The organism is Candidatus Nitrososphaera evergladensis SR1, assembly GCF_000730285.1.
Lineage (GTDB): Archaea > Thermoproteota > Nitrososphaeria > Nitrososphaerales > Nitrososphaeraceae > Nitrososphaera > Nitrososphaera evergladensis.
The window spans coordinates 1,656,748-1,681,438 of record NZ_CP007174.1; the positions used below are offsets into that span (position 1 = coordinate 1,656,748).

Here is a 24,691-nt window from a genome sequence, read left to right on the forward strand (position 1 = left end):
ATAGACAGATTATCGACGACCCTTTTAAGCAAAGGCGCCAAATATACGCATGTCAGGACCAACTAACTGACATCATACATCTGCCCTATAGAAAACCAGACCAATCCCCGGGATGCCCCTGTCAGGCTCTGGCAGGGTGCTTCCTGGTACGATATACAAATAAGCCCCGATTTCCCAACTAGTACTACACATCATGAAAAGAGAATTCATAGTAGCCCGCATTGAAGCTTCCCAAGATGGCAGTCCGTACGTCTATGTCACGTTCAACGACCCCAAAGACTACAAGCCTGACAGGCCCACGAACCCCTTTGGACAGAACACCATGGCGTTTTCTTCCATCGAGGACATGATGAAGAACATGCCAAAGGTGATAGCAAATATGCCAGGCATGTTTGGAGGCGGCCTAACAGACACCCCAATCATGAAGATGAGCATGAAGGAGTACCAGGACATGGGGATAAAGGTTGGTGAAAAAGTCACCATCGAGATCCAAAAGATCGAGTCTTCAGGCATTTAGCGAGCCCTTAATTTAAATACGCATTCAGTGATATACCTGCTGTTTGGAACAGCAAAGAAAGGTGCGCGCAGAGGTCAAGCTGCCACTCATACTTATCCACACCCCGTTTGGTCTGGACTTCTTTGACAAGGTGGCCAGGGCTCCGGGGGCAAAAGCGTGGGCCAAGGTAAACACGTACCTCATGCCTGCCATAACTGTCCTTGCTATTTTTCTCATAATAGGCTCCCTTGCCGTGCTCTTTGCAAACTCGGAAGCAAGGACCAGCATCCGCGGAGTCGGACCGACGGCAAACCTGCTCATACCCGGCCTCAACCCGTACCTGCCCATAACATACGGATGGGCCGCCCTTGTGATAACCATCATAATCCACGAGGCAGGCCACGGCATAATTGCGCGAGTGTACAACATCCGCGTGGATTCGACAGGGCTTGTGCTGTTTTTGGGAATACCGATAGGCGCATTTGTCAACATTGAAAGGGATGAGCTTGCCAAGGCCACGTTCAAGCAAAAGAGCGCGGTGCTTACGGCCGGCCCTCTCAACAACATGATACTTGCAGGCGCCTCGCTCCTCGCGCTTTTTCTGGTGATGACCACTCTTTCCCCGCTACCGCCAGCTCCCGGCGAGCCCCAGTTCGGAGTAGCCGTGGTCAGCGTCAATCCCGACTCGCTTGCCCAGTCCATAGGGCTCCCGCAGGGCGCCGTCATACAGGAGGTGGCAGGCCAGCAGGTAAGGAAGATCGAGGATCTCGGCCCCATGCTTCGCGCCAACCTTGGCCAGACCATAGACATTACCTGGGTCGAGAGGTCCACTGGCGACGGCAATATCGCTTCTTTTGCGACAGTGACAAAGTCAGTGACACTTCCTGATGCAGTAGAGCCGGGCAAGGGCACACTTGGCATTGGCGTGGCAACCTTGGATACCACTGGCGCGGTCCTTGAGAGGTACAAGGGCGCGTTTGGTTCAAACCCGCTTGCAATACTCCTCCCGCCAACCATACAGGAGGGAGTAGTGCCGTACTCTGACCTGATGACGCCAAAGTACGAGTCAACCATCGGCCCAGTGTGGTCGCCGCTTGCAAACATGCTGTTCTGGCTGTGGTTTGTCAACTTTAACGTCGGCATATTCAACGCGCTCCCGATTGGCCCGCTTGACGGAGGCCAGCTGTACAGCGCACTTATCGAAAAGAAGATCAAGTCGCAGGTGATGGCCAAAAACGCTGCCACGATGCTCACGATACTGATGGCAGTAATCGTAGCGGCGGCGATACTGCTCCCGTACGTGATGTAGAGTCAGAAGAAAAGAAAGCAGCGAACTTTGCTCTAGCCTCTTTGGAACATAAGCCCCGCCGGAACAGCCTTTTTGCTGCCTTGTCATCACGTTTGCCGCGGCGGCGCAGAACACACCCGCGCAGGCGGGGCAGTTAGCGCTTATTTTTTCTGCTGCTGTTGTTGAAGGAAGTGTCGCGGATCGAAAACCACCCTGAGCGAACTTATTTTCCCCTCATCGTTTACGTGGTACCAACCGCATACGAAAACGGCCACAGGCGGAGTGCCGACGTTCAGGTCGTAGAACAGACAGACATCGTTGCCATCCGCAACTACCTTCTTGATCTCAAATTTTGGCAGGCGCAGGCGTTCCATGTCCTTAAAGTATGCGTCAGCGCTGTCATGCGAAGCAAGGGGCCCCAGAAACGACATGTTATCGCTTGCATAGCTTCTCGCAGATTTGTAATCCTGGTTCCCAAGAGCCTCGACAAACGACATCACGACTTGCTTTGCGTTATTTACAGATCCGATATTTTTTTGCATGGCATTCCTTCGATGGCATTGGATTTATCTGCGCGTTAGACCAGCCTTTTGATTTAGGGAAACTTTATTCAGTCGCCGGCGCAGACAAGAGGCATATCATTGGACTCTAAGGACTTTCAGCTGCTTGTGGCGCTTGAGGATAACGCGCGTCAGAGTTACCGGTCGCTTGGCCGGCGAGTCTTGCTCTCTGCTCCTTCGGTCCGGGACCGGCTTGGGAGCCTGAAGCGCAAGGGGGTCTTGCAAGGGTTCATGCTGTCGATAGACCCGGGCGTATTTGGCCGCGACGACCTTTTGCTATTCTTCCGGGGCGACTTTACGCGGCAGGCGGTGCTGGCGGCACTTGCAGCGCCAGACGTGTCCTGGGCGGCCTGGAAACTGGACGAGCGCGTGACCGTGGGGATGTGGACAAAGGATGAGCGCAAGGCTGCAAACACCCTTGCAGATATCCTTGGAACCAGACCGTCGGGGCGGGCTTTAACGCCGCGCAAGAAAAAGGAAAAGAGGCTTGCGCCGGTCTCGATTATCGACCTTTCCATAATGGATGCATTGGTAGACGATCCCAGGCTGCCATTTGGCGAACTTGTCAAATCTACAGGCCTGAGCCCAAAAACTGTACGCAAGCACCTTGAGCTACTTCTGGAGACGAAGACGATTTCCATAGAGCCCCTTCTTGGAGCGCTGACAGACTCCGGCAAGTTGATTTATCAGCTGCTGGTCGCCGGGACGGTCGGCATGAGCGAAGTGCGAAGGATAATGGGCGAGACTGCTCTGACTCACCAGACGCAGGAACCTCCGATGAAGTACATGCTCTGCATGGGAGGCTCTTTGACCGAAGTGATAGCCAAGACCCGGGCGCTGGAGAAGGTTTCGGGAGTCGAGTCTGTCACGATATCCCTGAATCGGGAAGTGCTGGTCTCCACCGACCTCCGGCACTCTCTGATCAGGGAGGAGATTAAAAAGCTGGAAAAGGACAGAGCGACCTAGCACCGTCGTCGCCAAACATGGGATATCATCATTGGATTATCTTGGCACCTATTGTTTTCTCTGAAGGAGAGGCCGCGGGTCATAGACCAACTTGAGAGATCGTATTTTCCCACCCTCTACACGATACCATCCACAAGCAAACAGGGTTACATCCCCCGCAATGACATCGTTAAAGACGCAGACATCGCTTCCATCCGTGAAAACCTTCTTGACGTCGAATCTATACGGTTCTTGGTGCGCCTGTTGCGCCTGTTCTGCAGCCTTAAAGTATGCTTCTGCGCTGTCAAAGGACCCTTGAGGAAGTTTGAACGTAAAGTCATCGCTCACGCAACTCCGGGCAGATTTGAGATCCCCGTTGTTCAGGGATTCAAGAAAAGATATCACTACTTCCTTTGAGCTTTTTGCGGGTTGTTCGTTCTTTTGCATGGCATTCGATTAGTAGCACTGGATTTATCTCCTCGTTAAGCGAACCTTTTGATTTAGGGAATCTTATATTCAAGCTGGGCACATGAACTAGCTGGTGGACTCTAAGGACTTTCAGCTGCTTGTGGCGCTAGACGACAACGCGCGCCAGAGCTACCAGTCACTGGGCAGGCAGGTCTTGCTCTCTGCCCCTGCGGTCCGGGATCGTCTCAAGCGCTTGAAGAGCAAAAGAGTCCTCCAAGGATTCAACTTGATGATAAATCCAAGCGTGTTTGACCGTATCGGCCTTGTCTTGTTCTTTAATGGAGACTTTCAGCGAAAGACGGCGCTTGCGGCACTTGCTGCGCCGGACACATCCTGGGTGCGCTTGAAACTGGACGGGCAAATGATCGTGGGGCTATGGACCAAAGATGAAGACAAGAGTGCTGACCATCTCGCAAACATCCTGGGTACAAAACCATCTGGACGAATTTTTACGCCGCGCAAGAAGTGTGCGCCGGTTTCCATCACAGACCTGTCAATAATGGATGCCCTCGTAGACGACCCCAAAATGCCATTTGGTGAACTCTTGAAAACTACTGGGCTAAGTCCAAAGACTGTACGCAAGCACCTTAACCTGCTCTTGGAGACAAAAACGATTTCCATTGTGCCTCTTCTCGGGGCGCTGGCAGATTCGGGCGAGCTGATATATCCGCTGGTAATTACCGGGACGGTCGGCATGAGCGAGGTGCAAAGAATAATGGGCGAGACGGCGCTATTGCGCGATATTCAGGAGCCACCAATGAAGTACGTGCTTTGCAGGTCAAATTCCTTGGCCGACGTTACAGCCAAGGTACGGGCGCTGGAGAAGGTGAGTGGAGTCAAGTCCGTTGAAATATCCTTGAATCGTGAGGTGATGGTTTCTACAGACCTTCGGCACTCTCTAATCAGGGAGAAAATCAAAGAGCTGGAAATGGTCCGGGTGGAAACTAGCTAGTGGCAAATCTCTGTCCCAAATCACGCCATTCCCGACCTGTCCACCACGTCCCAGTGCTCTGCAATCTTGCCATTCTCAATCCTGTACAGGTCGGCAGATTTTATGGTAACTCTTTTGCCTGTTTGCTTGTTGGTGGCAGTCGTGGTCAGCATGACAAGCACCCTGTCATCTTCGGCAACAATATGATCTATTGTTGTATGCGAATCTGGAAATTCCTGAAAGAATCTTTTGCGGTGTTCCTTAAAACCCTCTGTCCCCATTGCCTGCTGATTATTGTTTCGTATTGGGATTTGTCCAAGGTACTTGTCAGCAGTTGCAACGTCGTGCCTGTTCAATGTATCTTCGATAAAGTTGCGCACAAGTTGTTTGTTCTTTTCCAAGTTGGACGGTTGATTATCATGAGCCGTTGCTTCGCTCATGCAAACTTTGGGAAATTAAAGCTATTAACCCTATAGCTCTTGCAAGACAGGTTGTTGGCAAGCAACCCGTGACTTGCAACAAAAGCCCGCAAGATACGACAGCCAAAGGAATTACCCATCGACACGCATGTATGCAACAGAACTTGGAAACAGGCTCAAAAAGATAAGAAATAGCGAGTTCATTCTTATCATGCGGCAGTGACAGCGCATGAAAGGCGATAATGATGGCCCCTCATTCTCTAATATTCCTGCGAAGTCTGCGAGCTACTATGATAGAAATACTCAGAGCTATTCGGAGAGCAATCAAAATCCAGCAGACTTTATAGACGAATTTCTAGAATACTTGCAAAAAGGCAAAGGAAAAGCTGTCCTTGACCTTGGCAGCGGGCCGGGCATTAATGCAGGATACATGCATTCAAGGAACTTTCAAGTTATCGGAATAGACCTGTCTGAAAAGATGATCGAGTATGCAAGAAGCAGGTATCCTCATATTGAATTTCGATTAGGTGACATGACAAAGCTGCCGTTTTCAGCTAACAGCTTTGACAGCATACTTGCTTCATATTCCTTGATACACTTGACAAAAGATATTATCGGTTCCGTCTTGGCAAGACTCTATGAAATTCTAAGGCAGGGCGGGGTAATCTATCTCTCCGTTCAGTGTGGCAATTCCACACAAGGATTCTTTTCTCATCCCTTGATTCCAAGTGATCAGGTATTCCTCAACATATTTGCTAAAGAAGAGATAGTTGGTTTGCTATCAGAACATCGGTTTGAAATAATCTCTCAACATGAAAAGCTGCCTCATGGCAAGGTATTCAATTTTACAAAACTGTTTATAATTGCCAAGAAAACCGAGCCTTTGCAACAGGCTTGAAGCAACCGCGACGCAGCACTAGAAACCAAAGTGTAGCAGCCAGTCATAACAGCCGACTTTGCAGCAGAACTCTGCGGGATAAGAATGCAGGAAAGAGAATAGATTATCTCTTTACATAACTGATAACTACTGCAAGGGCAAATCATTTCTACACACAACGAATGGATGCCAAAGCACCAGCATACAACATTGGCAGGTGGCATAGACCGAGAGTCTATGGTACAATCGTTGCTTTGTATTTCCTTGTTGTAGGGGCTGTTGGATTTATCCCCCTTGGAGTAGTTTCTTTGATGTTTATACCGTTTCTAGGCTTGTCTATTCTTGCAGGTATTATTACGCTAAGAGAAAGTGAGGGAAAATATGTGAGGGCATTTCAATATGGCATGCTCATTGGCTGGTTACTGCCAAGCGTATGGGTCGTACATCTGGTCGCTGGCATTGGTGGCTCGCAGCCTGATGATGCTACAAGTACACCGATTATGGTCTCCATGTGGACGGCAAATATCCTGATGTACATATTCCTGTACAAACGATACTCTCGATCTCCAACAAAATCTGCTTTATTTCAACAATGAATATCGCTGCAAGCGATGTGCATCAGCCACCGAGCTCCAACGAAAACAACCGCGCTGAAGCAATAACTCCCTTGGTGAAGCGCGTTCCAGAAACTCCCGCGTACGAAGCAGAACTGAAGAGCAGTATGCTTTTATATCTGGAAGGTGGAGGTAAGCTTGACTTATAGCTGGCTCGTGCCGAGGCATTTTCTACAGCACAATACTTGGCATAGCTAGACGAAAGATAAATGAGGCAAGAACTTGGAAAAAAATGAAATAAAAGAATTTGAAGAACAGGCGCAAACCCAGCGCAGGCCCCGGCCGGAGCAGCAGCAAAGAAGGTCCGCGCAGGCTCAGGTCGCTTCTGCTGCAAACCACGTGACCAAGGTCACGACTGAAAGCGAGGACGACGTTGCCAAGATAATACTGCAGTCCATACCGGCCGACTCGCAGATAACAAACGTCAGGTTTGAGGGCCCCAACATTGCGCTATACACGAAAAACCCCAAGTTTGCACTCACCGACTTGACCTACTACCTTTCTTCGCTTTCAAAGACCCTGAAAAAGAGGTTCATAATACGCACTGACCCGGCAGTTCGCCTGCCAGAAGACGCCACGCGGCAGGCGGTGGTGAAGCTCTTGCCAAAAGACGTGCAGGTGTCGGCAGTGTTTTGCGACGACGCAACCGGCGAAGTCGTCCTTGAGGTGAGCAGGCCGGAGGCAATAGACCCGGCTATGATAGTAGAGATTGCCAGGACAACCGGCTGGATAGCCCACACGAGGCGCTCGCCCCACATACCGTCGACCAGCATCAACACGATACATTCTACGCTAAAGGGCTCAGCAAAGGAGCGTACAGACTTCCTCCAAAAGCTCGGGACGAGGCTGTTCCGCGGGCCGCTTGTGGTCGGCAACGTATCAGAGAACGGAAACGGCAGGAGCGAGCCGTCTGACGTCTCGCCAAGGCCCCAGTGGTCGCAGAACCGCGAGGAAGTGATGCTGTTCTGCCTTGGAGGCGTCAAGCAGGTAGGGCGCTCGTGCTTTATCGTAGTGACGCCGGAGAGCAAGGTCATGCTTGACTGCGGCATAAACCCGGGCGAGATGTCCGGCCTTGACGCATATCCGCGGATTGACTGGCTCAACTTTAATCTGGACGAGCTTGACGCGGTTGTCATCAGCCACGCCCACATCGACCACCAGGGGTTCTTGCCGGCGCTCTTCAAGTACGGCTACCGGGGGCCTGTGTACTGCACCGAGCCGACGCTTCCATTGATGACGCTTCTCCAGATGGACTCGGTCAAGATAGCAAATTCAAACGGGACGTACCTGCCGTACGAGGCAAGGGACGTCCACGAGGTAATAAAGCGCACGATAACGCTCCCGTACGGCAAGCCGACGGACATTTCGCCGGACATCACGGTCACTTTGAACAACGCCGGCCACATCATGGGAAGCGCAACCGTGCACCTGAACATCTCTGGCGCGCACAACATACTCTACTCTGGTGACTACAAGTATGCGCGGACGCAGCTGCTCGACAGCGCGGTGGCGACGTACCCGAGGGTCGAGACGCTGATAACAGAAAGCACGTACGGCAATACCTCTGACATCATGCCGGACCAGGCGTTTGTGTACAGGACGTTTTCAGAGTCGATAAACAAGGTGCTGTCGGAGGGAGGCAAGGTGCTGATACCGGTGCCTGCTGTCGGCAGGGCGCAGGAGATAATGCTTGTAATGGCAAAGGAGATGAGCGAGGGAAGGCTCGTCGAGTCGCCCATATACATCGAGGGCATGATATCGGAGGCAAGCGCAATCCACATGTCGTACGCCCACTACCTCGGCGCCGACGTGCGCAGGTCAGTCTCGCAGGGCATAAACCCGTTCACGTCAGAATACTTTACCGTCATAAGCGGAGGCAAGCGCGAAGAGGCGATAAACGACCAGAACCCGGCCATAATCATGGCGACGTCCGGTATGCTCGAAGGCGGCCCGTCTGTCGAGTATTTCAAGGAGCTTGCGCCAAACCCCAAGAACAAGATAATCTTTGTCTCGTACCAGATTAACGGCACGCTTGGCCGGCGCGTCCTTGACGGCAACGTGTCTGAAGTGAGCATGATGGACAAGTCCGGGAAGGTCAAGGTGGTGCCCGTGAGGTGCCAGACTCAAAAGATAGACGGCTTTTCAGGCCACAGCGACTTTAACCAGATAATGAACTTTGTAGCCAAGATCAAGCCAAAGCGCGTCCTTATAAACCACGGCGAGCGGACCAAGTCAGAAAACGTCGCAAGCGCGATATACTCAAGACTAAAGATACGCTCCGGGGTCCCGGACAACCGCGAGATTGTCCGCCTGCGGTAAAGGAAATCCTCCATAGCGTTTTTTACCCCGTGTATCCAATAGTGTGTGCGGGTAGAACCTTGAGATGGCTATTAGGTACAGGTGCGTCAACTGCAACATTGTTTTGTCAGGTGAGGGGGCATCTAGGCACTACCTTGCAAACCCGACGCACAAGCTCGAAAAACTGCCGCCACCGCCCAAGCCGGTGAAAAGCCCTACCAGGTAGTAGAGGGCTATCACTGCGGCTCAAACATGCAAAATATTATAGAATGACGCGTCGTCGTGCTTTTATACAATGGACTGCCGCGTTACTCATTGACTGCAGGAACAAAGCGCAGTACGGGAGAAACTTCTTCTGAACATGATGTTCGCGGTCAGGAATTTGATCCTGAAGAGGCTGCAGAAGCAGTAAAAGAGGTTGCAAAAAACATACGGGACACTTCTCGCACGGTCCGGAAAACCGTAACCACGCTTGACGAGAGCGGCGCCATAGAGGAGATAGCAGATGCCGCACGCGACACGACGCAGGACATCAGGGACACTGCAGAGGACATCCAGAGGAGCGGCGTAATTGAGGACACCGCCGGCGCCATAGAGGAGACAACCAAGGCAGCGTCAGAGACGGCCGAGATGGCCAGCGGCGCGTCGAAAAAGTTTGCAGCAAAAACGCCGAAAACAACAAGGGCAGTAAGGCGAGGCGCCAAGAAAATCAAAAAGCAGCAGGGCAGAAGAACGGTAGGGCGCCAGACAAGAAGAAAGATGACCAGAAAAGAAGGTGCAAAGGTGGATCACATTGCCCGCAAAGCAAAGCGGCGTGTCAAGTCAGTTCCAAAGGGCCTGAGGGGAAAAGCAGCCGTTGCAAAACGCAAGGGCAAGAACAGAAGAAAGTAATAGCAGTTGTAGTCTTTCCGTACACACGCGTCGTCATACAGATAGCAGTAATGCGTGCGTATGCATATGTATGACAGGATGAAAAAATTGTTTTCATTCCCGGATGCTTTCCAGCGTCGACACTACCTGCCACAGCATCGTGCGTATGTGCGACTGCATCTGCGGGCTCTGGGTTGCGCTGTCAAGCAGGCTTATGGCGTTTGCCGCTCGGACTGACATGCTCCCTGATTTTTCATCCTTGAGCGCCATCAGCACTTCCTTTATCATGTTGCGGATGCTCTTTTGCACGTCGTTGTTCTTTGTAATAGTGTCAAGCGTCTCAACGGCGCGAGCAAGGCGCTCTTGGTTTTCCTTTTCTTTTTGCCCTTTCTTTGAAGATGATGAAGATGATGTCATCCCGTTTCCACCACAGCCGATGAGCGTTCAATAATCTTGTGGTTGCTTTTGAATGTTTTTATCAGTATTCAGGGGCTGCCTGCTCGGCCTGCCTTGCCAGCTCCTCGATGTGCCTTGTGCCTTTGTCAGTCAGTGAAAATACCTGCGCGTCGCCGTCTTCTATTCCATCAGGCAGGCTTGACCTCACATAGCCCTTTGACATAAGGTCCTTGAGCGCTTCGTGCAGGAGCATCTCAAAGTACCCGTTGTTGATGCTGTAATCGTATTCGTGCTCGGCCTTTTGCGGGACCAGCCACATCCTTATCTGGCCAAGCGAAGCGCCTTCGGAGCCTCGCGTCAGGTTTGACAGTATTGCCCTTGCAGCAGGCTCGATTTCCATGCCACCCCCATGTACGCGCCCATCTCATAAATGGCTTTTGCCGCGTACGTCTTTTTATAGAACGGGCAGGTTCCTGTACATCGTGGCGCAGGCGGTAGAAAAGCTACGGTGCAACATCTGTGACATGACAGTCAGCCTGGCAGAGGCAAAGGAACACTCTGCAAGAAAAGACCACGCGCTGCGAAAGCAAAAGCTGGAAGGCGACCTGAAAGAGACGGCGTCCAGAAAATACGGCCACGACAGTTCTGTTATCGTGCAGTGGGCCGCAAGCATACGCTAAAGAGAACTATTTTACGATAAGGACGGAGCACTTGGCCTGGCGCAGCACCTTGCTTGTCGTGCTCCCAAGCACCATCTCCTTCAGCTTGCCATGTCCCCTGCTTCCCATCGCTATCATGTCAAAGCCGCCCTTTTCGCAAAACGCGACGATGCTTGCCGCAGGGTCGCCTTCTGCGACGATGGCAGTATCAATCCTAAACCCGAGCTCTTCTGCAGCAGCCTTGTATTCGTCAAGCATCCTTGCAGACTCGCTCTTGTATTTTGCCATCGCACTGTCAAGCACCTTCTGAGACTCGACGTATACGGTCGGAGGCGTTTCGATAACGTGGATGACAGTCACGCTTGCCCCTGTTCCTTTGGCAATCGACAGCGCTTGCTCCAGCGCTTTTTTAGAGTATTTCGAGCCGTCAACCGGCACCAGGATCTTTGAGGGCACGCCTTTACAATTGGTGGCGCGCTATTTTACCCTAGTGGCACGTACAACTTTTGCCGACGCATCGAATTCAGGCAGTTTTGCCATTTAATTACTTTCTTGCAGGCGAAAACTATACGATTATCGATCACCTTATGTTAAAAGGCATCAGTTGAGAACGATTATCACGTTTTACAACCCTGATTTTCTACCTGCAGGCCGATTAGCCAGGGCCATTGCGGTGGACATGATTTTGATGCCAAGAACTGAATCAGAACTAGAACGCCGCATTGTACGCGCTTTGGAAGAATATTATGCGTTGGACTTTGTAAGTTTGCTTAGACTGACGACTGTTTCCGAAAGTGCACTAAACAAGGCGCTAGAGTCTTTGAAAGGCAAGAATATAGTCGATTGGTTTGTTGTACCAAAGTAGCACGTACCAAGTTGTTGCATCCTTATTGCACACAAAAAGTACGCAATCAAAAATTACCCTAGTGGAGCGTCAGGTCCTGCGGGAGAAGGAACTGGATGACGAGGCTGACGGCGTACAGGACTGCAAGTATGATGCCTATCTTTAGCCCTATCTCTTTTTTGAACATCATGGCAACGGCGCCGATGGTCATCACCGTCACTAGAATCATCTGGTATTCCAAGAGCGGGTTTGCGTCAATGTGGGCAAAGAACCCGCCGTGGTACATGGCGCCAAACACCGCGACTGCAAGCAAGAGCGTGTTGTTAAGTATCTTTGAGCCAAGCACGTTTGCGACTGCGATTGAAGCGCCTGCAGCGCCTTTTCTTGCAAGCAGTATCATGGATATCTTTTCAGGCATCTCGCCTGCTATCGGGCTGATGATGACTGCAAGCACGATGACTGACACGCCGCTGTCCAGAGAAAACCCCTGAAGCGAGTGGATGAACGGCTCTGCGCCGATGAATATGCCGGCAGTGCCGGCGGCAAACGCAAGGGCGGCTTTTGTCATCTGCCTGCCGCTTACGGTATGAGTTTCCACGGCGACCACCTCGTGGCTCCCTGCCGACTTGACTTCGTTTTTGGCCTTCTTTTTCTCGTTCTTCATCTCCCACAGGGCCATCACGAGGTATGCGGCAAACATGCCGGCAAAGACAAAGCCGTCGATATAGTCATAGCCGTCCAAAAAGAGCGCGGCGCTTACCACCGCCGTTATAAGCAGGAATATCTTGTCCAGTTTGAACGTCGACACGTCTATGCCCTTGAGCGGCGCCTTTGACAGGCGCGTCGTCGCAACGATCAGCATGATTGCAAGGCCAAGTGTCATCATGAGCAGGTTGCTTCCAAGGCCTGCGCCAATCGCCGTGCCGTACGAGCCGGCCGCGGCGGCGTAGACCACGATAGCTATCTCGGGAAGCGTGGTGGCGACGCTCAAAAGGGTGCGCCCGACAAACTTGGCCCCGTACCTCATGGAAAGGTGCTCTGCGCCGTACGACAGGACCCAGCTGGCAAGCGTAAGCTCGCCAAGCCAGAGCAGCATCATGAGAAGGTTATTCTCTTCGGCCAAAGAACAGCAGTTTTCCTAATGAAAGACGCAATATAAATCACAAAGCGGTTCTCGCAGTCGTAGTAAAGGTAAAGACGTACGGCGTGTCGTGCGCCTGCTCGGCGGTCCAGTGCGTCGGAAGGGTCACGACCTCGGCGACCTGGAGCCCATAGTCGCTTATCACCTTGCCCCACCCCCATTTTGAAAGATCCCGTGCGTACTTGCGAAGCGAGTGGCTGCCCATGAACGCAAACCCCGCAGCGTGCTTTAGCTCCGGCACGGCAAGTATCCTCGCAATAGCGCTGTTTGCAAGCATCTCGCCCATCTCCGGCAGGCCGGAGATAAAGAACACCGGCCGTACAAGGCCAAGCGAATGGTAGTCAAATTTCGTCGCATCCGCGCCCCTTGCGCAAAAGTCCACGCCTGTTGCGGAGGCGATCTGCTCCTGCAGCATCACGAGGTTGTCGTCTATTTCGATGCCGTGCGCCTGAAGCCCGGCGACCCTGGCGCAGTAGGCTATCCTGCCGTCGCCGGAGCCAATGTCCACCACCTGCCCAAAGCCAAGCCTCTTTGAGGCAAGGGCAAGCGCGTACGCCGAAAGTATCCATGTCGGGTAGAACGGCTGGTAGCCCGAGTCGTGCTTGATGCTTCCAAGCCAGTACTCGTTGATGTCACCTTCGTACACCCTGCACGGTACGCCGAAGAACTTTGAGTCGTGCCACTTGTAGTATATCGGGTTGTTTTTTGCAAAGTCATGGAGGGCGGCAAGCGCGCTCTTCTCTATCGGCAGGAACTCTGAAGTATCAAGCGGTATTGCTTCGTGTATCGGGCTTGTGCCCTTGAAGTTCAGGGCAAAGTCGGCCTTGAGCCTCACTATGCTTTCTGCAAGCGCGTCATTGTTTGCCATCATGATCAGTACACGGACTCCGCGCTGGGCCGCAGGCCACGCTTGAAGCTCTTGTGGCCGCATTCCCTGCACCTGTAGAGCCGCCGGCGCTTGTAGGTGTATATGGCGTCCGGCTCCTCGATGACCTCGTGTGCCGTGCGGTTCATGCACCGGTCGCAAAAGCGACGCTCCTCCTGCTGCACGTACACATTTGCACCCTACTGTAATTTTAATACATATAGGCACACGTGTGTGTTGGCAATGTCACATCAAAAAAAGTGATTTAGAAACAAAAGAAGGTGAAAAAGAGAAAAGAGAGAGGTGGTTTGTTGTTACTTTACCTCTTCCTTGGCCTTGTTAAGATTGGCTTTGGCGGCGTCGCCTGCCTTTTGCCCCGCTTCTGTAGCCTTTTGCGTCGCCTCTTTTCCCATTTCACTAGCTTTGTCCATTCCCTTGTTAGCCATCTCAGCGGCCTTGTTTGTGCCCTCTTTGAGCTTTTTCTCTGCCTCTTTTTTAGCGTCCTCTATAAAACCCATTACACAATATACTAATGCGCTTTATTTTAGAAATTGGCTTAGAAATAATCCAAGATGAGGATAACATAACAATATTGCAATGAGAAATTCGCAGTTTAGTATCATTACAAGCCGTTGCCGGGTTATGCAAATTTTTACTGATGTTTGTCAGGTAGCACGTACAGAGTCTTTGGGCGCGGTCAAACATGCGGCAGGTACTGCATGACCCTCCGTGCCAGATCCCGGTGTACATGTATTCATGCAAGCGCCAAAAAATATGCATATGCGCGCGTTAGGGCAACAGAGTGGCTTTGAGATAGACTTGCATTGAAATTTTAATATGTGCATCATCTGAAAAAAATAACGCAAAAGATGGCGACGGTATACACAGAGCTTTTCCAGCGGGAATGCGAAAACAGGTTTGGGGTTACCCGCGACCTTGTACGTGACGCCATTGCGCAGCCTGACAAGGAGCAGCGCCTTGCGTCGCAGGGGCTGACCCTGATTCTATACAGCAAGAAAATACCCGGCTCTGACGACTACCTTGTTGTCAGCACGCACGTGCAGGGCCAGGACCTAATGGTTGACCTTGCGTTCAGGCTGAAAAAAGATCTGGTCGACGAAGCAAAGACCACGCTTCCCTTTCCGCTATTGCAGGCCCTTGCGCTCCAGTTCGGCCTGCCGGTCAAGATAGGTGACAGGGAAGGCAAGTTTGTGTACAACGAGATAATACCCACGACAAGCCGCGACGTCAAAAAAGTGCTTCGCATAAACAACCCCGACGGCAGGCCGCTTGTCTCGTCCATCTGGGTACGGATGCTCCAGAACAACATGGGTTTTCTTGCCCAGTGCGCGCTCGTCTTTTGCATCGACTCGCAAGCCTACGCATCATGGCTTGAGAAGAAGCAGTGGTAGAAGAGGTAAAAACCGATCCGAGCGATGATGACCTATCGAGACACTTCCATGAGCTTGGGTGTGTCTCTCGAAAGTACATACTCGTGTGCATCAAAAACAAGACCCGGTATATCCATTATATTCGACTACGAAAACTATTAGGATTCTTTTATATATTTTCGCCATGTTTAATTACACAGAACCGTGCCTGAAATTTTTATACCTATTTTCTAAATATGAAAAAGGTGGGGAGCATCTGAAGGCAAGGTCCAGACTATTTCACATCTTTGAATAATAGTCAGACCGCCTCACACATACCTTAACTGATGTTAGTGTCCATAATTGATCTCCCATATTATAGGACCGCGAAGTGTTTCGCTCGATCCAGCGATGTTCACGCTAAGTTCGCCGGTGCCCTTGAATCGCAGATATTCAGGATGTCCTAAAGCAGTGGCATTGGTAACCACAGTGGAGGATCCTGCCACGATAAGATGAGGATCGCTAAGGGTTAAACGAACTGTGTCTGAGCCATTTTGATAATTGAAGGTCAGTTGACTAGGATAATCATGTCCGAGTGGAGATGTATTATTCCCTGTTCCTTGCACAGTAACGAATTTCATGCCCTCTGCCAAGACCTGATTTCCTTTGGCTAAAGTGAATGCAGGTAACTGCTGATAGTCATAGAACGAGGAAGCAACTCGCAAAGCGAGATCTAGGGTATAGTTACCAAAATTTGCCCTGCTCCAGTACCAGTGGTCCATGACCTTATTGTATTCGACTGTTCCCCAATTGTGGTCATGATAACCGCTCCCCTGCACCGGATGAGCCTCACCATCATAGGTCAAGGTGCCTTTAACTTTAGCAGAAGGCATTGCTACAAACCAAGCGCTGTATTGAGTTAATGATGGATCCCAGTATTCTTTGCCGGTTCCTCCAAATCTTGAGGATGGTGCCTCGCGGGTAAAGGTCAAATCGGCTCCATATCCCTTGGCAGATTGCACATGCAGTTGATAGTTGGTTAGATTGCCACGCACCCAGTTCTCTCCCATAGTTACATTAGTTTGGCCGCGTGCAGCCGAGAATTGGTCAGTACTGACTTGAATGTGATCATTTATTACCGTGCCATTAGGAGTCGTAATGTCTACACCAATGTAAGGATCAAGGGGTAGCGGGGTCTCAACTCAAGGCTTTAAAGAAGGTAAAAATGGCAGTTGAATTATCGTCAAGTACTGCCTCAAAGTACCACCACTCATAAGTATTTGAAGTAGGATCCGTACGCATACCGTCTTCCCAAGGTTGCGGCTCAGGTTCTAGACCTTCATGTTTTACTAATTCCGGCGTGTCGCCCGTGATTACATGTGGTTTTGTGACTGCTGCATATACTTGAGCTACGCTAGTATACATTGAAATGCTGATTAGTCCTGCTGCTAAAATTGCCACTACAGCCAATTTTGTCAAAACTGGTAGAGCCCTCCTTGTCCAGGCAGACGATTTTACGCCTGCGATCTTTCTAACTGCGCTCATACGTCTTTATGGCAAATACGAAATTTAAGCTTGTGCTAACGTTATTCGCACTGGTGTTTAAGGGCTAACCATACAAAATATAATTGCAACAAATGTGTATGCAAGGAATTACTGTTTCCAGTTAGTAACTATATAGAAAATAGTATATAAACGAAGGGATGAAATCTGTGGCTAATCGATTTTGCAACTGTTGCTACTTCAGAAAAACCTGTCAGAAACAAGTCAGGTAAAAATCAGAATAAATCCTAAAGTTATTCAAAGACGACAAGAGTACTACTTTGGCAGAAGCCAGCAATTCAAAGGCGGAGAAGATACGCAAGAGAAAAGCCGCATGGGCCTACATAGTCGGGCTGTTTGCAGTCGTCTTTATGTGGAGGTCGATCTGGGATTGGTCTGATATGTACTTTTCAACGATGGGAAGTTTTATCATAGGCTTGATTCTGGTCGGCGTCGTCGCAGTATTGCAAAGGGACCACGTCAAGGACCTGTTCTGACAGGTTTTAAAGCGCTCAAAAAGTCCTGCTTATTGCGATGCTGGGTAGTTAAGGGACATGAAAAACCTGAGCTAAGTAAACGTCATCTAACTTTTGGATATATTTATAAATTTTAAATGAATTTCAAGTTTACTATGGAGATTATTCGTCAACTCAAAATGCTAAGTGTACCTGTAACTAACATGGTCAATGCAAAAAAGTTCTATGTAGATGCACTCGGACTTAAAATGATAAATGATTTCCGACAAGACGACAGCCACTGGTGGGTATCGCTTATTCTTCCTGAAGGGGGAGTTACTATTACCCTCGCTACGCATCACGAAAACATGAAGCCTGGCACGATGAAGGTGTACTTTGCGACTTCAGATGTTGCCGCAGCCCACAAAGAACTGAGCAACAAGGGCGTCAAAGTTGGCGAAGTTAAAGATGACCTGTTTGGCCCAGGCTCAGGCGTAAAGTGGTTTAACCTTGAGGATCCGGATGGTAATCAGGTACTCCTGGTACAGGCATAATCGAGGCAATGGTGGAATAGTGAAAGCGACGGGCCAAAAGGTTCTTCATAAACTCGTCGCACTTGAATTCAAAGGAAAGAGGAGGAACGATGAATGAGAAATTATAGCGCAAAAGACATTGATTCTTACAATGCCAGTTCAGGCATAGAAGCCTTTCCGAAACTCAAAGAAATGATAAAATTCAAAGTCCAAATTTAGACCCTTAGCGAGCCACGGAACGCCCTAACGCCATAGTAAGATTGTGCACCGTTGTGATACACGAAGACATGGCCGTAGCGAAAATCAGCAAAGAGGGCGCCGCCGAGTTTTCTAATATCAGAAGGTGTTCTCACCCAGCTCGATGTCTTCGTATCGAAATTTCCAAGTTTCTGCAACTCTCGATATTGTTCTTCCGTTAAAAGCTCAATGCCCATGGCAGCAGAGCCATATCAATAGCGTTATTTTCTGATTTATGCTCCTTCCTTGACTCCTGCCCTTCACGGTCGTAACAAACACTTCTGCGGCCTTTAGGACTTTCCGCTGAACAATCATAAAAAATGTATTCGCCCGTCTTTTTATCATGACCAACAACATCCGGTTCACCACCAGTTCTTTCCATTTCATTGAGTGACCATAGTTTTTCAGTATTAGCTTCCAGCTTTGCTTGTACTTTAGCCCATTCAAGACCTTTATGGCGGTTCATGTTTTTCTCAAAACGGGCTTTCAATGCTCTGAGTAGTTCTTCATGTTGTTCTGGTGACAACTCTTTTTGAAGCTTGGGCATAATCATGGTATTTATCCCGAGTTCATAAGATCATCTATGCAGGGTGACGTTTACTTTAAAGCTCAGGTTTTTCATGTCCCTTAACTACCCAACATCCTTTTTGCAGTGTCAAAAAAAGAGGAATATCTGCAGCGCAGGACAAAAGGCTTACGCATCGTTACAGACATCCTGTTTTGGAGCGTAAGGGACGCAGGCCCTACGCTTGTTTCATACGTCGTTGGCAAAGGCGTTGGCGTAAAGCCGCCAGAGCAGCTAGTCGCGTCCATGATTTTTCTTTATAACGCAATTCGCCCGCTCAACCCCGGCTATGGGTTCAATCTGGATGACGCCGCGCCGTACAAACATGTAGCGGAAATATCGCCCCGGGCCGTTTTTCTGATACAGGGGAGACTAGACGATGTCGTACTGCACAACAGCGCAAACAGGCTGTACAATGCCGCTGCAAGCCCTAAAGAGATATGGTCGGGAATGGACGTGAGACACTGCGAGGCTTCTGTAAAGCAAGGTCCAGAATTTGTTGAAAAACTTCATTCTTTGAGAAATACCTTGGTATGGCAAATTCTACAAACATTCGATAAAAAGTGCAACTAGAGTTTTACCACCTGTCGTCAGGATTTACATACAAATTATAACTTTTTATACTACCATTGACGAATGCTATTCGTGCGTGAAGCCGAGCTCGTCAATATGCACTGGGACATTGTCAAGCTTTTGTCGCTTGGCGTTGACGAAAAATTCCTTCAAGAATCAAACATCACTCCCGAGCAGGCAAGGGACCTTGTAAAGGGGCTCCTGTACCTTCGCGAGCGCTATGCCGACCAGATCGGCCAGTAATTTTGTAAAAAAACTGTTACTTGCGCATCTTTTGCGCAAGCAGTTCCGGCACTTCTCCGGGGCGCTTTGCCACAGGCACGCCTGCCTTGGCATAGTTTGACACCTTCGAGTCGGCAGAGCCATAGTTGCCGTACACAATGGCGCCGGCGTGGCCCATCCTCTTTTCCTTTGGCGCGGCCCTTCCGGCGATGTACGCAACGACCGGCTTTGAAAACGACGTCTTGATGATATACTCGGCAAGCTGCTCTTCAGCGTCCCCGCCTATCTCGCCGACTACAACTACAGAGTCGACGTCCTGCCTGTCGCGTATCAGGTCAAACGCCTCTATCAGGTTGGTGCCGTTTATCGGGTCGCCTCCGATGCCAAGCGCTAGCCTCTGCCCAAAGCCCTTGTTTGTCAGGTTGAAAGAGCACTCGTACATCAGCGTGCCGCTCCTTGAAAACACGACCGTGTTGCCGGCCTTGAACGGCTGCGCGGGCATGATGCCCACCTTCATCACCTCCGGCACGATGACGCCAGGGGTGTTTGGGCCTACCATCCTTGCGCCCTTGCTCTTGGCGTATTCAAGCACCTTTATCGAGTCGCGCACGGGGACGTGCTCGGGTATTGCAACAAGCAGTTTCACGCCTGCGTCGAGCGCCTCAGTTGCAGCGCCTAGGAAGAACTGCGCAGGAACGAAAATGCCAGATATCTGTGCGCCGGTTGCCTTGACTGCGTCGGCCATGCTGTTGTAGATTGGTATCCCCTCAAACGTCTGGCCGCCCTTGCCCGGCGTGACGCCTGCCGCCACGTTTGTGCCGTACGCCTTCATCAGGCGCGTGTGCGTCGAGCCGTAGCTTCCGGTTATGCCCTGAATAACTACCGGCTTTTTGCCATAGTCCTTGTCGCCCTTTTGGCCGACCAGTATGTCAAAGATGTTGAATTTGCTGTTGTTATTCTCCATGACCATCACACATCTCCACTATTGTTTGCCCACCGCAGCTACTGCGGCCTGTATGGCTTCCTCGACTGTCGGGTACAATTTTGCCTTGCTCCCGTTGAGCATCTGCCTTGCCTTTTCCGACTCGGCACCAGAGATCCTGGCAAACACCGGCACGGCAATGATGTTGTTCTTGTACGCGTCGATGATTGCCTGCGCGACAAGGTCGGTTCGGACAATTCCTCCAAAGAGATTTACAAGGATTGCCTGCACGCGCTTTATCTTGCTGATGACCGTCAGCGCCTCGTAGATTGTCTCTGTGGTTGCGCGGCCTCCAAAGTCAAGGAAGGTGCCTGCTTTTCCGCCTGCGTCGGAGACAAGGTCAAGCGTGGACATGACAAGTCCGGCGCCGTTTCCAATGATCGCAATGTTGCCGTCAAGTTCCACAAGGGAAAAGCCGCTTTCCTCTGCCTGCTTTTCAAGCTCTGAAACGTGCTCGTATTTCTTTAGTTCAGGGTGGCGGAACATGGCGTTGTCGTCGATTATCACCTTGGCGTCAAGCGCAAGCATCGAGCCGTCGCCAAGGATTGCCACGGGGTTTATCTCTGCAAGCTCGGCCTCCTTTTCTCCGGCCATCCTTGACAGTTTCGTTGCAAGGTCGACAAACGCGACTGCCGCGTTGCCTGTCAGGCCCAGCCTGCCGGCAGTGTCTTCTGCCACCTGCGGGCTGATGCCGCCTATCGGCACGTCGACTACCACCTTGTTGCCGGTGCTTTCGATCTCGACTCCGCCTTCTGCGGACGCGATGAGCGAGTAGCAGCGCTTGCTCCTGTTCAGAAACAATGACAGGTACAGTTCCTTCTTGATGTCTGCCATCTCTTCAAGCAGGATGCCGCGTGGAAGCTCGCCCTTGACCTCCTTGTGTACAAGCTCTGTGAATTTTGGCTCAAGTTCAGCTTCTGTCTTGCATTTCAGAATCGCGCCGGCCTTGCCCCTGCCTCCCACGGTAAGCTGCGACTTTAGCACAAACGGATAACCGAGTTTCTTTGCTCCCTCACGGGCTTCGCTCAGGCTGTTTGCCAGGTACGACCGGGGTATCCTTATCCCGTACTGGTCAAACAGCTCTTTGCCCTGGTATTCCAGTAACCGCATAGATAAGGAGGTCAGCGATTTCCGTTATTTATAATTCTACTTTGCAATTGGTGTTGCAGAATAAACACCAAAGGCAAGCCCTCTGTATCGTTGTAAAGCGTCATTTTGCAAGCTCGGCCTTGGGTCTTCTTTGCATAAACCTGACTATTGCAAGGTATGCAAGCGAAGCTGCTGCAAAGCTTGGCATGGTGGCGCCTATGGTAGGCATCGACGGCACGTACAGGGGAGAAAGGGGCGACATGACAAAGTTGAGGAGCGCCCCAATGGCCCATGCCGCGACTGCGGGCCACGCGATGCCTTTGTTGCTGATTCCAAACATCATGCCCTCGGTGTATTTCTGGCGTTTTACAAGGTAATAGTCGGTCAGCACGACGCCAAACAGTGGCACAAATATTGCGCCTATGAGCAAAAGGAAGGTTTCATAGTCCTGTATCGTGACTACGGTTGCAAGCACGGTGGAAAACGCGGTAAACCCGATTATCAGGTGCTTTTGCGACAGGCGCGGCAATATGTCCTGCACCGACACCGCGGCCGAGTACAGGTCGGCAAACGCGTTGTCTGCTTCGTCTACGAGCAGAAGCAGCATCAGAAAGCCAAAGAATATCGCCTGCATGGCCACGATTATCGCAAGCACGTCAAAGGTGCCAAGGAGCACGCCTCCAAAGTAGAACATCATGTTTGTGAGCGCAAAGCCAATCAGCGTTGCCCAGAACGCGGTCCTGCTCTTTTTTGCAAACCGGTTGTAGTCTGCGACAAGGGGCATCCACGATATTGGCATCGCAATGACAAGGTCAAGCGCGGTAAAGAAGGACATGCCCTTGCCTTGCGACGTGATGATGTCGTGCGCGCCCGGCGCCATCAAAAGGGTTACTATGATTATGCCAGACGTGCCGTAGGCTATCCACACCGCAAACTTGCCTAGCCACTGCCGCGCAACTGCAAGCGGGCCGGCGATCCCAAGCAGCGCAACGACGGCACCAAACGCTGCGGCAAGTGCGGGGTACGGGATTGCATTGCCAGAAAGAAGCGCGGCTGCGCGGGCCATTATCATTATCTCAAACGTGGTCCACCCCACAAGCTGCATCACGTTGAGGATGGCCGGCAGGTACGAGCCCCGTATGCCAAAGGCGGGCCGCATGCTCACAAGCGACGTCACGCCGTGGTCGCTTCCAATCTTGCCGGCAAGCGCAAGGAGCACGGACCCGCCGACAGAGCCGGCGACTATGGCAAGCGTCGCGTCGACAAAGCTTGCAGAGGACAAAAACGAGCCGGCGGAAAGCACGAGTAGGCCGACCCCAAGGCTTGACCAGAGGATGAAATAGTCAAGGCCGCCTAGCCTGCGGCCCTTCTCTGAAATCGGGGTTATGCCCCACTCTGGCGCCCGGATTATCGCCATGTGCAGAGAAAAAGATGCGCGTGGCCTGAATTAAATGCTATTGCGCACTTGGCTTTCGGCAGCAGATGATTCTTCTTCCGCCCGGGGCTTTCTCTGCTGCGGGAGCATTATGTACACGCACGCCGAGCCGCACATCGTGCACGGCACGTTGTTTCCTTCGTGCTGCCCTCCGCGGTAGTGTATGCGCTCTGCCTCTTCAGGGTTTATCGAAAGCGCTATTTGTTTTTCCCAGTTGAGCGTGCGCCTTGCCTCTGTTATTGCTGCGTCCCATTTTATCGCCCGCTCCCTTATCTTGACAAGGTCGCCGGCGTGCGCGGCTATCCTGTACGCTATCAGGCCCTCTTTTACCTCCTCTGCCGTCGGCAGGCCGAGGTGCTCCGCTGGCGTAAGGTAGCACAAAAGGTCGACCCCTTCTGCCGCAGAGACTGCCGCGCCTATTGCGCTTGCGATGTGGTCATAGCCTGCAGCCACGTCAGTCACGAGCGGGCCCAGCACATAGTACGGGATGTCGCCGATGAGCGACTTGGCAAGCCTGACGTTTGCGGCCACCTCGTTCAGGGGCACGTGGCCGGGGCCTTCAATCATGACCTGCACGTCCTTGGCGTGCGCCCTCTTGGCAAGCCTTGCGACGTTTATCATCTCTGCCACCTGCAGTTCGTCGTGCGCGTCAAGTATCGAGCCGGGCCGGAGCGCGTCGCCGAGGCTGAACGTGACGTCGTACTTTCTCGCTATCTCGCAGAGGTAGTCAAAGTGTTCAAAATAGGGGTTTTCCTTTTCGTACTTCAGCATCCACGCTGCAGTTATCGTGCCCCCTTTTGAGACGATGCCTCCGTGTCTCTGCACTTCGATAACGCGCCTGGCAAGCTCGTTTGTGATGCCCGAGTGGATGGTGGTATAGTCCACGCCGTCCTTGACGTTCTTTTCAAAGGCGTCAAGAAAGTCGTCCTCGGTTATGTTGAGCGGGTTTTTGAATTTCTCAACCCCGTGCCAGTACGCCTGGTACACGGGGACGGTGCCAAAGGTAATCGGCGCGGCTTCAAGGAGCGTCTTTCTTATCAGGTTCAGGTCGCCCCCGTCGGAAAGGTCCATTATCGTGTCTGCGCCGTGCTTGACTGCGACCTTGGCCTTGGACACCTCCTCGTCGAGGTCCTGGTGCAGGGTCGAGGTGCCGATGTTCACGTTCACCTTTGTCTTTAGGCCCCTTCCAATTCCGGTGACTTTGATCTTTTGCGGCCTTGCGTTGTTCTTTGGGATGATTATCGAGCCGCTTGCAACGCCTCTGACTATGAAATCAAGATCCACGCCTTCGTCTTTTGCTACCTGCTTCATCTCATCGGTCGCGATGCCGCGCCGGGCACTGTTCATTTGGGTAGGCATATTGTTAGAATCAGAAAAAATACACGCATTGACAGGATATAAAGAATATTCCACCACTAATACTTTTAAAAAAAAGGGTCTAGCTACTATCCAGCGTGTCTATTACGTCAAGCACCCATCGCAAAGTGTTTATCCTTATCAAATCGTTTCTGTCCGCCGTACGGGAGAATGCGCCGCCCAGCTCGTCAAAATCCTGCCGCTGGTTGTCTTCTATGGCTCTTCTTATGTCGCTTATCTCTTGCCGCAGTATCTGTTTCAATCGCTCCAAGTCCTCGCTAGGCAAGTTCTATCATCATCAACAATTGTCTATACTCATAAACGCCCTCAAAATATTTTTGAAACGGCAGCTTGTACGGCAAGAAAAATCTTTCTTGAATGAATCTCATAGGGCTGAAGGCTCGAAAAATGCAAGAGAGCTTTTGGCTGTCGCTTTAACCGTACGCTTTTAGCTCTTTTGTCTAAACTAGCTTGCTACGCGGATTAACCGAATCAATGAAAAGTAAGGGCACATGCAGACAGCAGCAGTAGAGGAGCAGCAGCAAGAGCGAACGGTGTTTTGCGAAACCCACAGCAAGAAATGCAGGTTCGTGTCGCAGGGAGCAAAGTGCGCCTGCTGCGGAAAACGCGTCTGCCTGTGCAATTATGTTCTGTGAGCCGA

34 protein-coding genes and 1 pseudogene are annotated in these 24,691 nt (G+C 51.2%); 17 read left to right on the top strand and 18 right to left on the bottom strand.

Features of this window, described 5'->3' with window-relative positions:
• The first annotated feature begins 193 nt into the window (after positions 1-193).
• Positions 194-517 (top strand): hypothetical protein, encoded by a 324-nt coding sequence (locus NTE_RS08975; protein ID WP_148700708.1) that lies wholly within the window; start codon positions 194-196, stop codon positions 515-517.
• Positions 518-560: 43 nt separating this feature from the next.
• Entirely contained in the window at positions 561-1,805 is a 1,245-nt protein-coding gene (locus tag NTE_RS08980; protein ID WP_148700709.1) for a site-2 protease family protein, read from the top strand.
• A 140-nt stretch (positions 1,806-1,945) separates the two neighbouring features.
• Here the strand turns inward: NTE_RS08980 and NTE_RS08985 are convergent, their stop codons facing one another.
• Entirely contained in the window at positions 1,946-2,326 is a 381-nt protein-coding gene (locus NTE_RS08985; RefSeq protein WP_148700710.1) for a nuclear transport factor 2 family protein, read from the bottom strand.
• A 99-nt stretch (positions 2,327-2,425) separates the two neighbouring features.
• On the opposite strand from NTE_RS08985, the gene NTE_RS08990 reads away from it, so the two are divergent.
• Positions 2,426-3,310: a winged helix-turn-helix transcriptional regulator gene (locus NTE_RS08990; protein ID WP_148700711.1), complete on the top strand. Its 885-nt coding sequence runs from the start codon at positions 2,426-2,428 to the stop codon at positions 3,308-3,310.
• Positions 3,311-3,358: 48 nt separating this feature from the next.
• Here NTE_RS08990 and NTE_RS08995 read toward each other — a convergent pair whose 3' ends face one another.
• Positions 3,359-3,736: a nuclear transport factor 2 family protein gene (locus NTE_RS08995; RefSeq protein WP_148700712.1), complete on the bottom strand. Its 378-nt coding sequence runs from the start codon at positions 3,734-3,736 to the stop codon at positions 3,359-3,361.
• Between the two features lie 94 nt (positions 3,737-3,830).
• On the opposite strand from NTE_RS08995, the gene NTE_RS09000 reads away from it, so the two are divergent.
• On the top strand, positions 3,831-4,709 hold the full coding sequence (locus NTE_RS09000; protein WP_148700713.1) for an AsnC family transcriptional regulator: 879 nt from the start codon (positions 3,831-3,833) through the stop codon (positions 4,707-4,709).
• 20 nt (positions 4,710-4,729) lie between these two features.
• Here the strand turns inward: NTE_RS09000 and NTE_RS09005 are convergent, their stop codons facing one another.
• Positions 4,730-5,128: an ester cyclase gene (locus NTE_RS09005; RefSeq protein ID WP_148700714.1), complete on the bottom strand. Its 399-nt coding sequence runs from the start codon at positions 5,126-5,128 to the stop codon at positions 4,730-4,732.
• A 208-nt stretch (positions 5,129-5,336) separates the two neighbouring features.
• Here NTE_RS09005 and NTE_RS09010 point away from each other — a divergent pair, with 208 nt between their 5' ends.
• From NTE_RS09010 to NTE_RS09025, 5 genes are all read left to right on the top strand, one after another.
• Complete coding sequence (locus tag NTE_RS09010; protein ID WP_148700715.1) at positions 5,337-6,005, top strand: class I SAM-dependent methyltransferase; 669 nt, start codon at positions 5,337-5,339, stop codon at positions 6,003-6,005.
• A gap of 161 nt (positions 6,006-6,166) precedes the next feature.
• Positions 6,167-6,580, top strand: coding sequence for a hypothetical protein (locus tag NTE_RS09015; RefSeq protein ID WP_148700716.1), 414 nt, complete (start codon positions 6,167-6,169; stop codon positions 6,578-6,580).
• A gap of 240 nt (positions 6,581-6,820) precedes the next feature.
• Entirely contained in the window at positions 6,821-8,917 is a 2,097-nt protein-coding gene (locus tag NTE_RS09020; RefSeq protein ID WP_148700717.1) for a beta-CASP ribonuclease aCPSF1, read from the top strand.
• 64 nt (positions 8,918-8,981) lie between these two features.
• A complete protein-coding gene (locus tag NTE_RS16590; RefSeq protein WP_158385317.1) occupies positions 8,982-9,122 on the top strand; it encodes a hypothetical protein in 141 nt (46 codons plus the stop codon).
• A gap of 89 nt (positions 9,123-9,211) precedes the next feature.
• Positions 9,212-9,787 carry a hypothetical protein gene (locus tag NTE_RS09025; RefSeq protein ID WP_148700718.1) on the top strand — a complete coding sequence of 192 codons (576 nt, stop codon included), beginning with the start codon at positions 9,212-9,214 and terminating at the stop codon, positions 9,785-9,787.
• Positions 9,788-9,880: 93 nt separating this feature from the next.
• Here NTE_RS09025 and NTE_RS09030 read toward each other — a convergent pair whose 3' ends face one another.
• Together NTE_RS09030 and NTE_RS09035 are read right to left on the bottom strand one after the other, a co-directional pair.
• Complete coding sequence (locus NTE_RS09030; RefSeq protein ID WP_148700719.1) at positions 9,881-10,183, bottom strand: stationary phase-response protein; 303 nt, start codon at positions 10,181-10,183, stop codon at positions 9,881-9,883.
• A 61-nt stretch (positions 10,184-10,244) separates the two neighbouring features.
• The gene (locus NTE_RS09035) at positions 10,245-10,562 is read right to left on the bottom strand and encodes a hypothetical protein (protein ID WP_148700720.1); all 318 of its coding nucleotides are present in this window, start codon (positions 10,560-10,562) and stop codon (positions 10,245-10,247) included.
• Between the two features lie 82 nt (positions 10,563-10,644).
• Between NTE_RS09035 and NTE_RS09040 the strand changes: the two genes are divergently transcribed.
• Complete coding sequence (locus tag NTE_RS09040; protein ID WP_148700721.1) at positions 10,645-10,842, top strand: hypothetical protein; 198 nt, start codon at positions 10,645-10,647, stop codon at positions 10,840-10,842.
• 6 nt (positions 10,843-10,848) lie between these two features.
• Here NTE_RS09040 and NTE_RS09045 read toward each other — a convergent pair whose 3' ends face one another.
• Positions 10,849-11,277: a universal stress protein gene (locus NTE_RS09045; RefSeq protein WP_148700722.1), complete on the bottom strand. Its 429-nt coding sequence runs from the start codon at positions 11,275-11,277 to the stop codon at positions 10,849-10,851.
• Between the two features lie 232 nt (positions 11,278-11,509).
• Between NTE_RS09045 and NTE_RS16595 the strand changes: the two genes are divergently transcribed.
• Entirely contained in the window at positions 11,510-11,686 is a 177-nt protein-coding gene (locus tag NTE_RS16595; protein ID WP_158385319.1) for a hypothetical protein, read from the top strand.
• 58 nt (positions 11,687-11,744) lie between these two features.
• Here NTE_RS16595 and NTE_RS09050 read toward each other — a convergent pair whose 3' ends face one another.
• From NTE_RS09050 to NTE_RS09060, 4 genes are all read right to left on the bottom strand, one after another.
• Positions 11,745-12,788 (bottom strand): sodium:calcium antiporter, encoded by a 1,044-nt coding sequence (locus NTE_RS09050; protein ID WP_148700723.1) that lies wholly within the window; start codon positions 12,786-12,788, stop codon positions 11,745-11,747.
• A 37-nt stretch (positions 12,789-12,825) separates the two neighbouring features.
• Positions 12,826-13,677, bottom strand: coding sequence for a class I SAM-dependent methyltransferase (locus NTE_RS09055; RefSeq protein WP_226986936.1), 852 nt, complete (start codon positions 13,675-13,677; stop codon positions 12,826-12,828).
• 2 nt (positions 13,678-13,679) lie between these two features.
• Entirely contained in the window at positions 13,680-13,856 is a 177-nt protein-coding gene (locus NTE_RS16600; RefSeq protein ID WP_158385321.1) for a hypothetical protein, read from the bottom strand.
• 129 nt (positions 13,857-13,985) lie between these two features.
• Positions 13,986-14,189: a hypothetical protein gene (locus NTE_RS09060; RefSeq protein WP_148700724.1), complete on the bottom strand. Its 204-nt coding sequence runs from the start codon at positions 14,187-14,189 to the stop codon at positions 13,986-13,988.
• A gap of 351 nt (positions 14,190-14,540) precedes the next feature.
• Here NTE_RS09060 and NTE_RS09065 point away from each other — a divergent pair, with 351 nt between their 5' ends.
• Complete coding sequence (locus tag NTE_RS09065; RefSeq protein ID WP_148700725.1) at positions 14,541-15,083, top strand: hypothetical protein; 543 nt, start codon at positions 14,541-14,543, stop codon at positions 15,081-15,083.
• A 308-nt stretch (positions 15,084-15,391) separates the two neighbouring features.
• Here NTE_RS09065 and NTE_RS09070 read toward each other — a convergent pair whose 3' ends face one another.
• Both NTE_RS09070 and NTE_RS09075 read right to left on the bottom strand, forming a co-directional pair.
• Entirely contained in the window at positions 15,392-16,213 is an 822-nt protein-coding gene (locus NTE_RS09070) for a lipocalin-like domain-containing protein (RefSeq protein ID WP_338031191.1), read from the bottom strand.
• A 25-nt stretch (positions 16,214-16,238) separates the two neighbouring features.
• Complete coding sequence (locus tag NTE_RS09075) at positions 16,239-16,586, bottom strand: hypothetical protein (protein ID WP_148700727.1); 348 nt, start codon at positions 16,584-16,586, stop codon at positions 16,239-16,241.
• Between the two features lie 278 nt (positions 16,587-16,864).
• On the opposite strand from NTE_RS09075, the gene NTE_RS09080 reads away from it, so the two are divergent.
• On the top strand, positions 16,865-17,080 hold the full coding sequence (locus NTE_RS09080; protein ID WP_148700728.1) for a hypothetical protein: 216 nt from the start codon (positions 16,865-16,867) through the stop codon (positions 17,078-17,080).
• A 158-nt stretch (positions 17,081-17,238) separates the two neighbouring features.
• Positions 17,239-17,592, top strand: coding sequence for a glyoxalase superfamily protein (locus NTE_RS09085; RefSeq protein ID WP_226987264.1), 354 nt, complete (start codon positions 17,239-17,241; stop codon positions 17,590-17,592).
• Between the two features lie 194 nt (positions 17,593-17,786).
• Here the strand turns inward: NTE_RS09085 and NTE_RS17605 are convergent.
• Positions 17,787-18,355: pseudogene (locus NTE_RS17605) on the bottom strand (DUF4256 domain-containing protein).
• 105 nt (positions 18,356-18,460) lie between these two features.
• Here NTE_RS17605 and NTE_RS09095 point away from each other — a divergent pair.
• Together NTE_RS09095 and NTE_RS16605 are read left to right on the top strand one after the other, a co-directional pair.
• The gene (locus NTE_RS09095) at positions 18,461-18,946 is read left to right on the top strand and encodes an alpha/beta hydrolase family protein (RefSeq protein ID WP_148700730.1); all 486 of its coding nucleotides are present in this window, start codon (positions 18,461-18,463) and stop codon (positions 18,944-18,946) included.
• A 72-nt stretch (positions 18,947-19,018) separates the two neighbouring features.
• Positions 19,019-19,189: a hypothetical protein gene (locus tag NTE_RS16605; RefSeq protein WP_158385323.1), complete on the top strand. Its 171-nt coding sequence runs from the start codon at positions 19,019-19,021 to the stop codon at positions 19,187-19,189.
• A gap of 16 nt (positions 19,190-19,205) precedes the next feature.
• Here NTE_RS16605 and sucD read toward each other — a convergent pair whose 3' ends face one another.
• The 5 genes from sucD to NTE_RS09120 all read right to left on the bottom strand — a co-directional run bounded on the left by sucD (position 19,206) and on the right by NTE_RS09120 (position 24,316).
• A complete protein-coding gene (gene sucD, locus NTE_RS09100) occupies positions 19,206-20,138 on the bottom strand; it encodes a succinate--CoA ligase subunit alpha (protein WP_226987265.1) in 933 nt (310 codons plus the stop codon).
• Between the two features lie 12 nt (positions 20,139-20,150).
• Positions 20,151-21,260, bottom strand: a complete 1,110-nt coding sequence (locus tag NTE_RS09105) for a succinate--CoA ligase subunit beta (protein WP_148700731.1) — start codon at positions 21,258-21,260, stop codon at positions 20,151-20,153.
• Positions 21,261-21,360: 100 nt separating this feature from the next.
• Positions 21,361-22,656, bottom strand: a complete 1,296-nt coding sequence (locus tag NTE_RS09110) for a purine-cytosine permease family protein (protein ID WP_148700732.1) — start codon at positions 22,654-22,656, stop codon at positions 21,361-21,363.
• A 30-nt stretch (positions 22,657-22,686) separates the two neighbouring features.
• Entirely contained in the window at positions 22,687-24,033 is a 1,347-nt protein-coding gene (gene thiC, locus NTE_RS09115; protein WP_148700733.1) for a phosphomethylpyrimidine synthase ThiC, read from the bottom strand.
• A 79-nt stretch (positions 24,034-24,112) separates the two neighbouring features.
• Complete coding sequence (locus tag NTE_RS09120) at positions 24,113-24,316, bottom strand: hypothetical protein (RefSeq protein WP_148700734.1); 204 nt, start codon at positions 24,314-24,316, stop codon at positions 24,113-24,115.
• Between the two features lie 226 nt (positions 24,317-24,542).
• Between NTE_RS09120 and NTE_RS16610 the strand changes: the two genes are divergently transcribed.
• Positions 24,543-24,686, top strand: a complete 144-nt coding sequence (locus tag NTE_RS16610) for a hypothetical protein (protein ID WP_158385325.1) — start codon at positions 24,543-24,545, stop codon at positions 24,684-24,686.
• Positions 24,687-24,691: the final 5 nt, after the last annotated feature.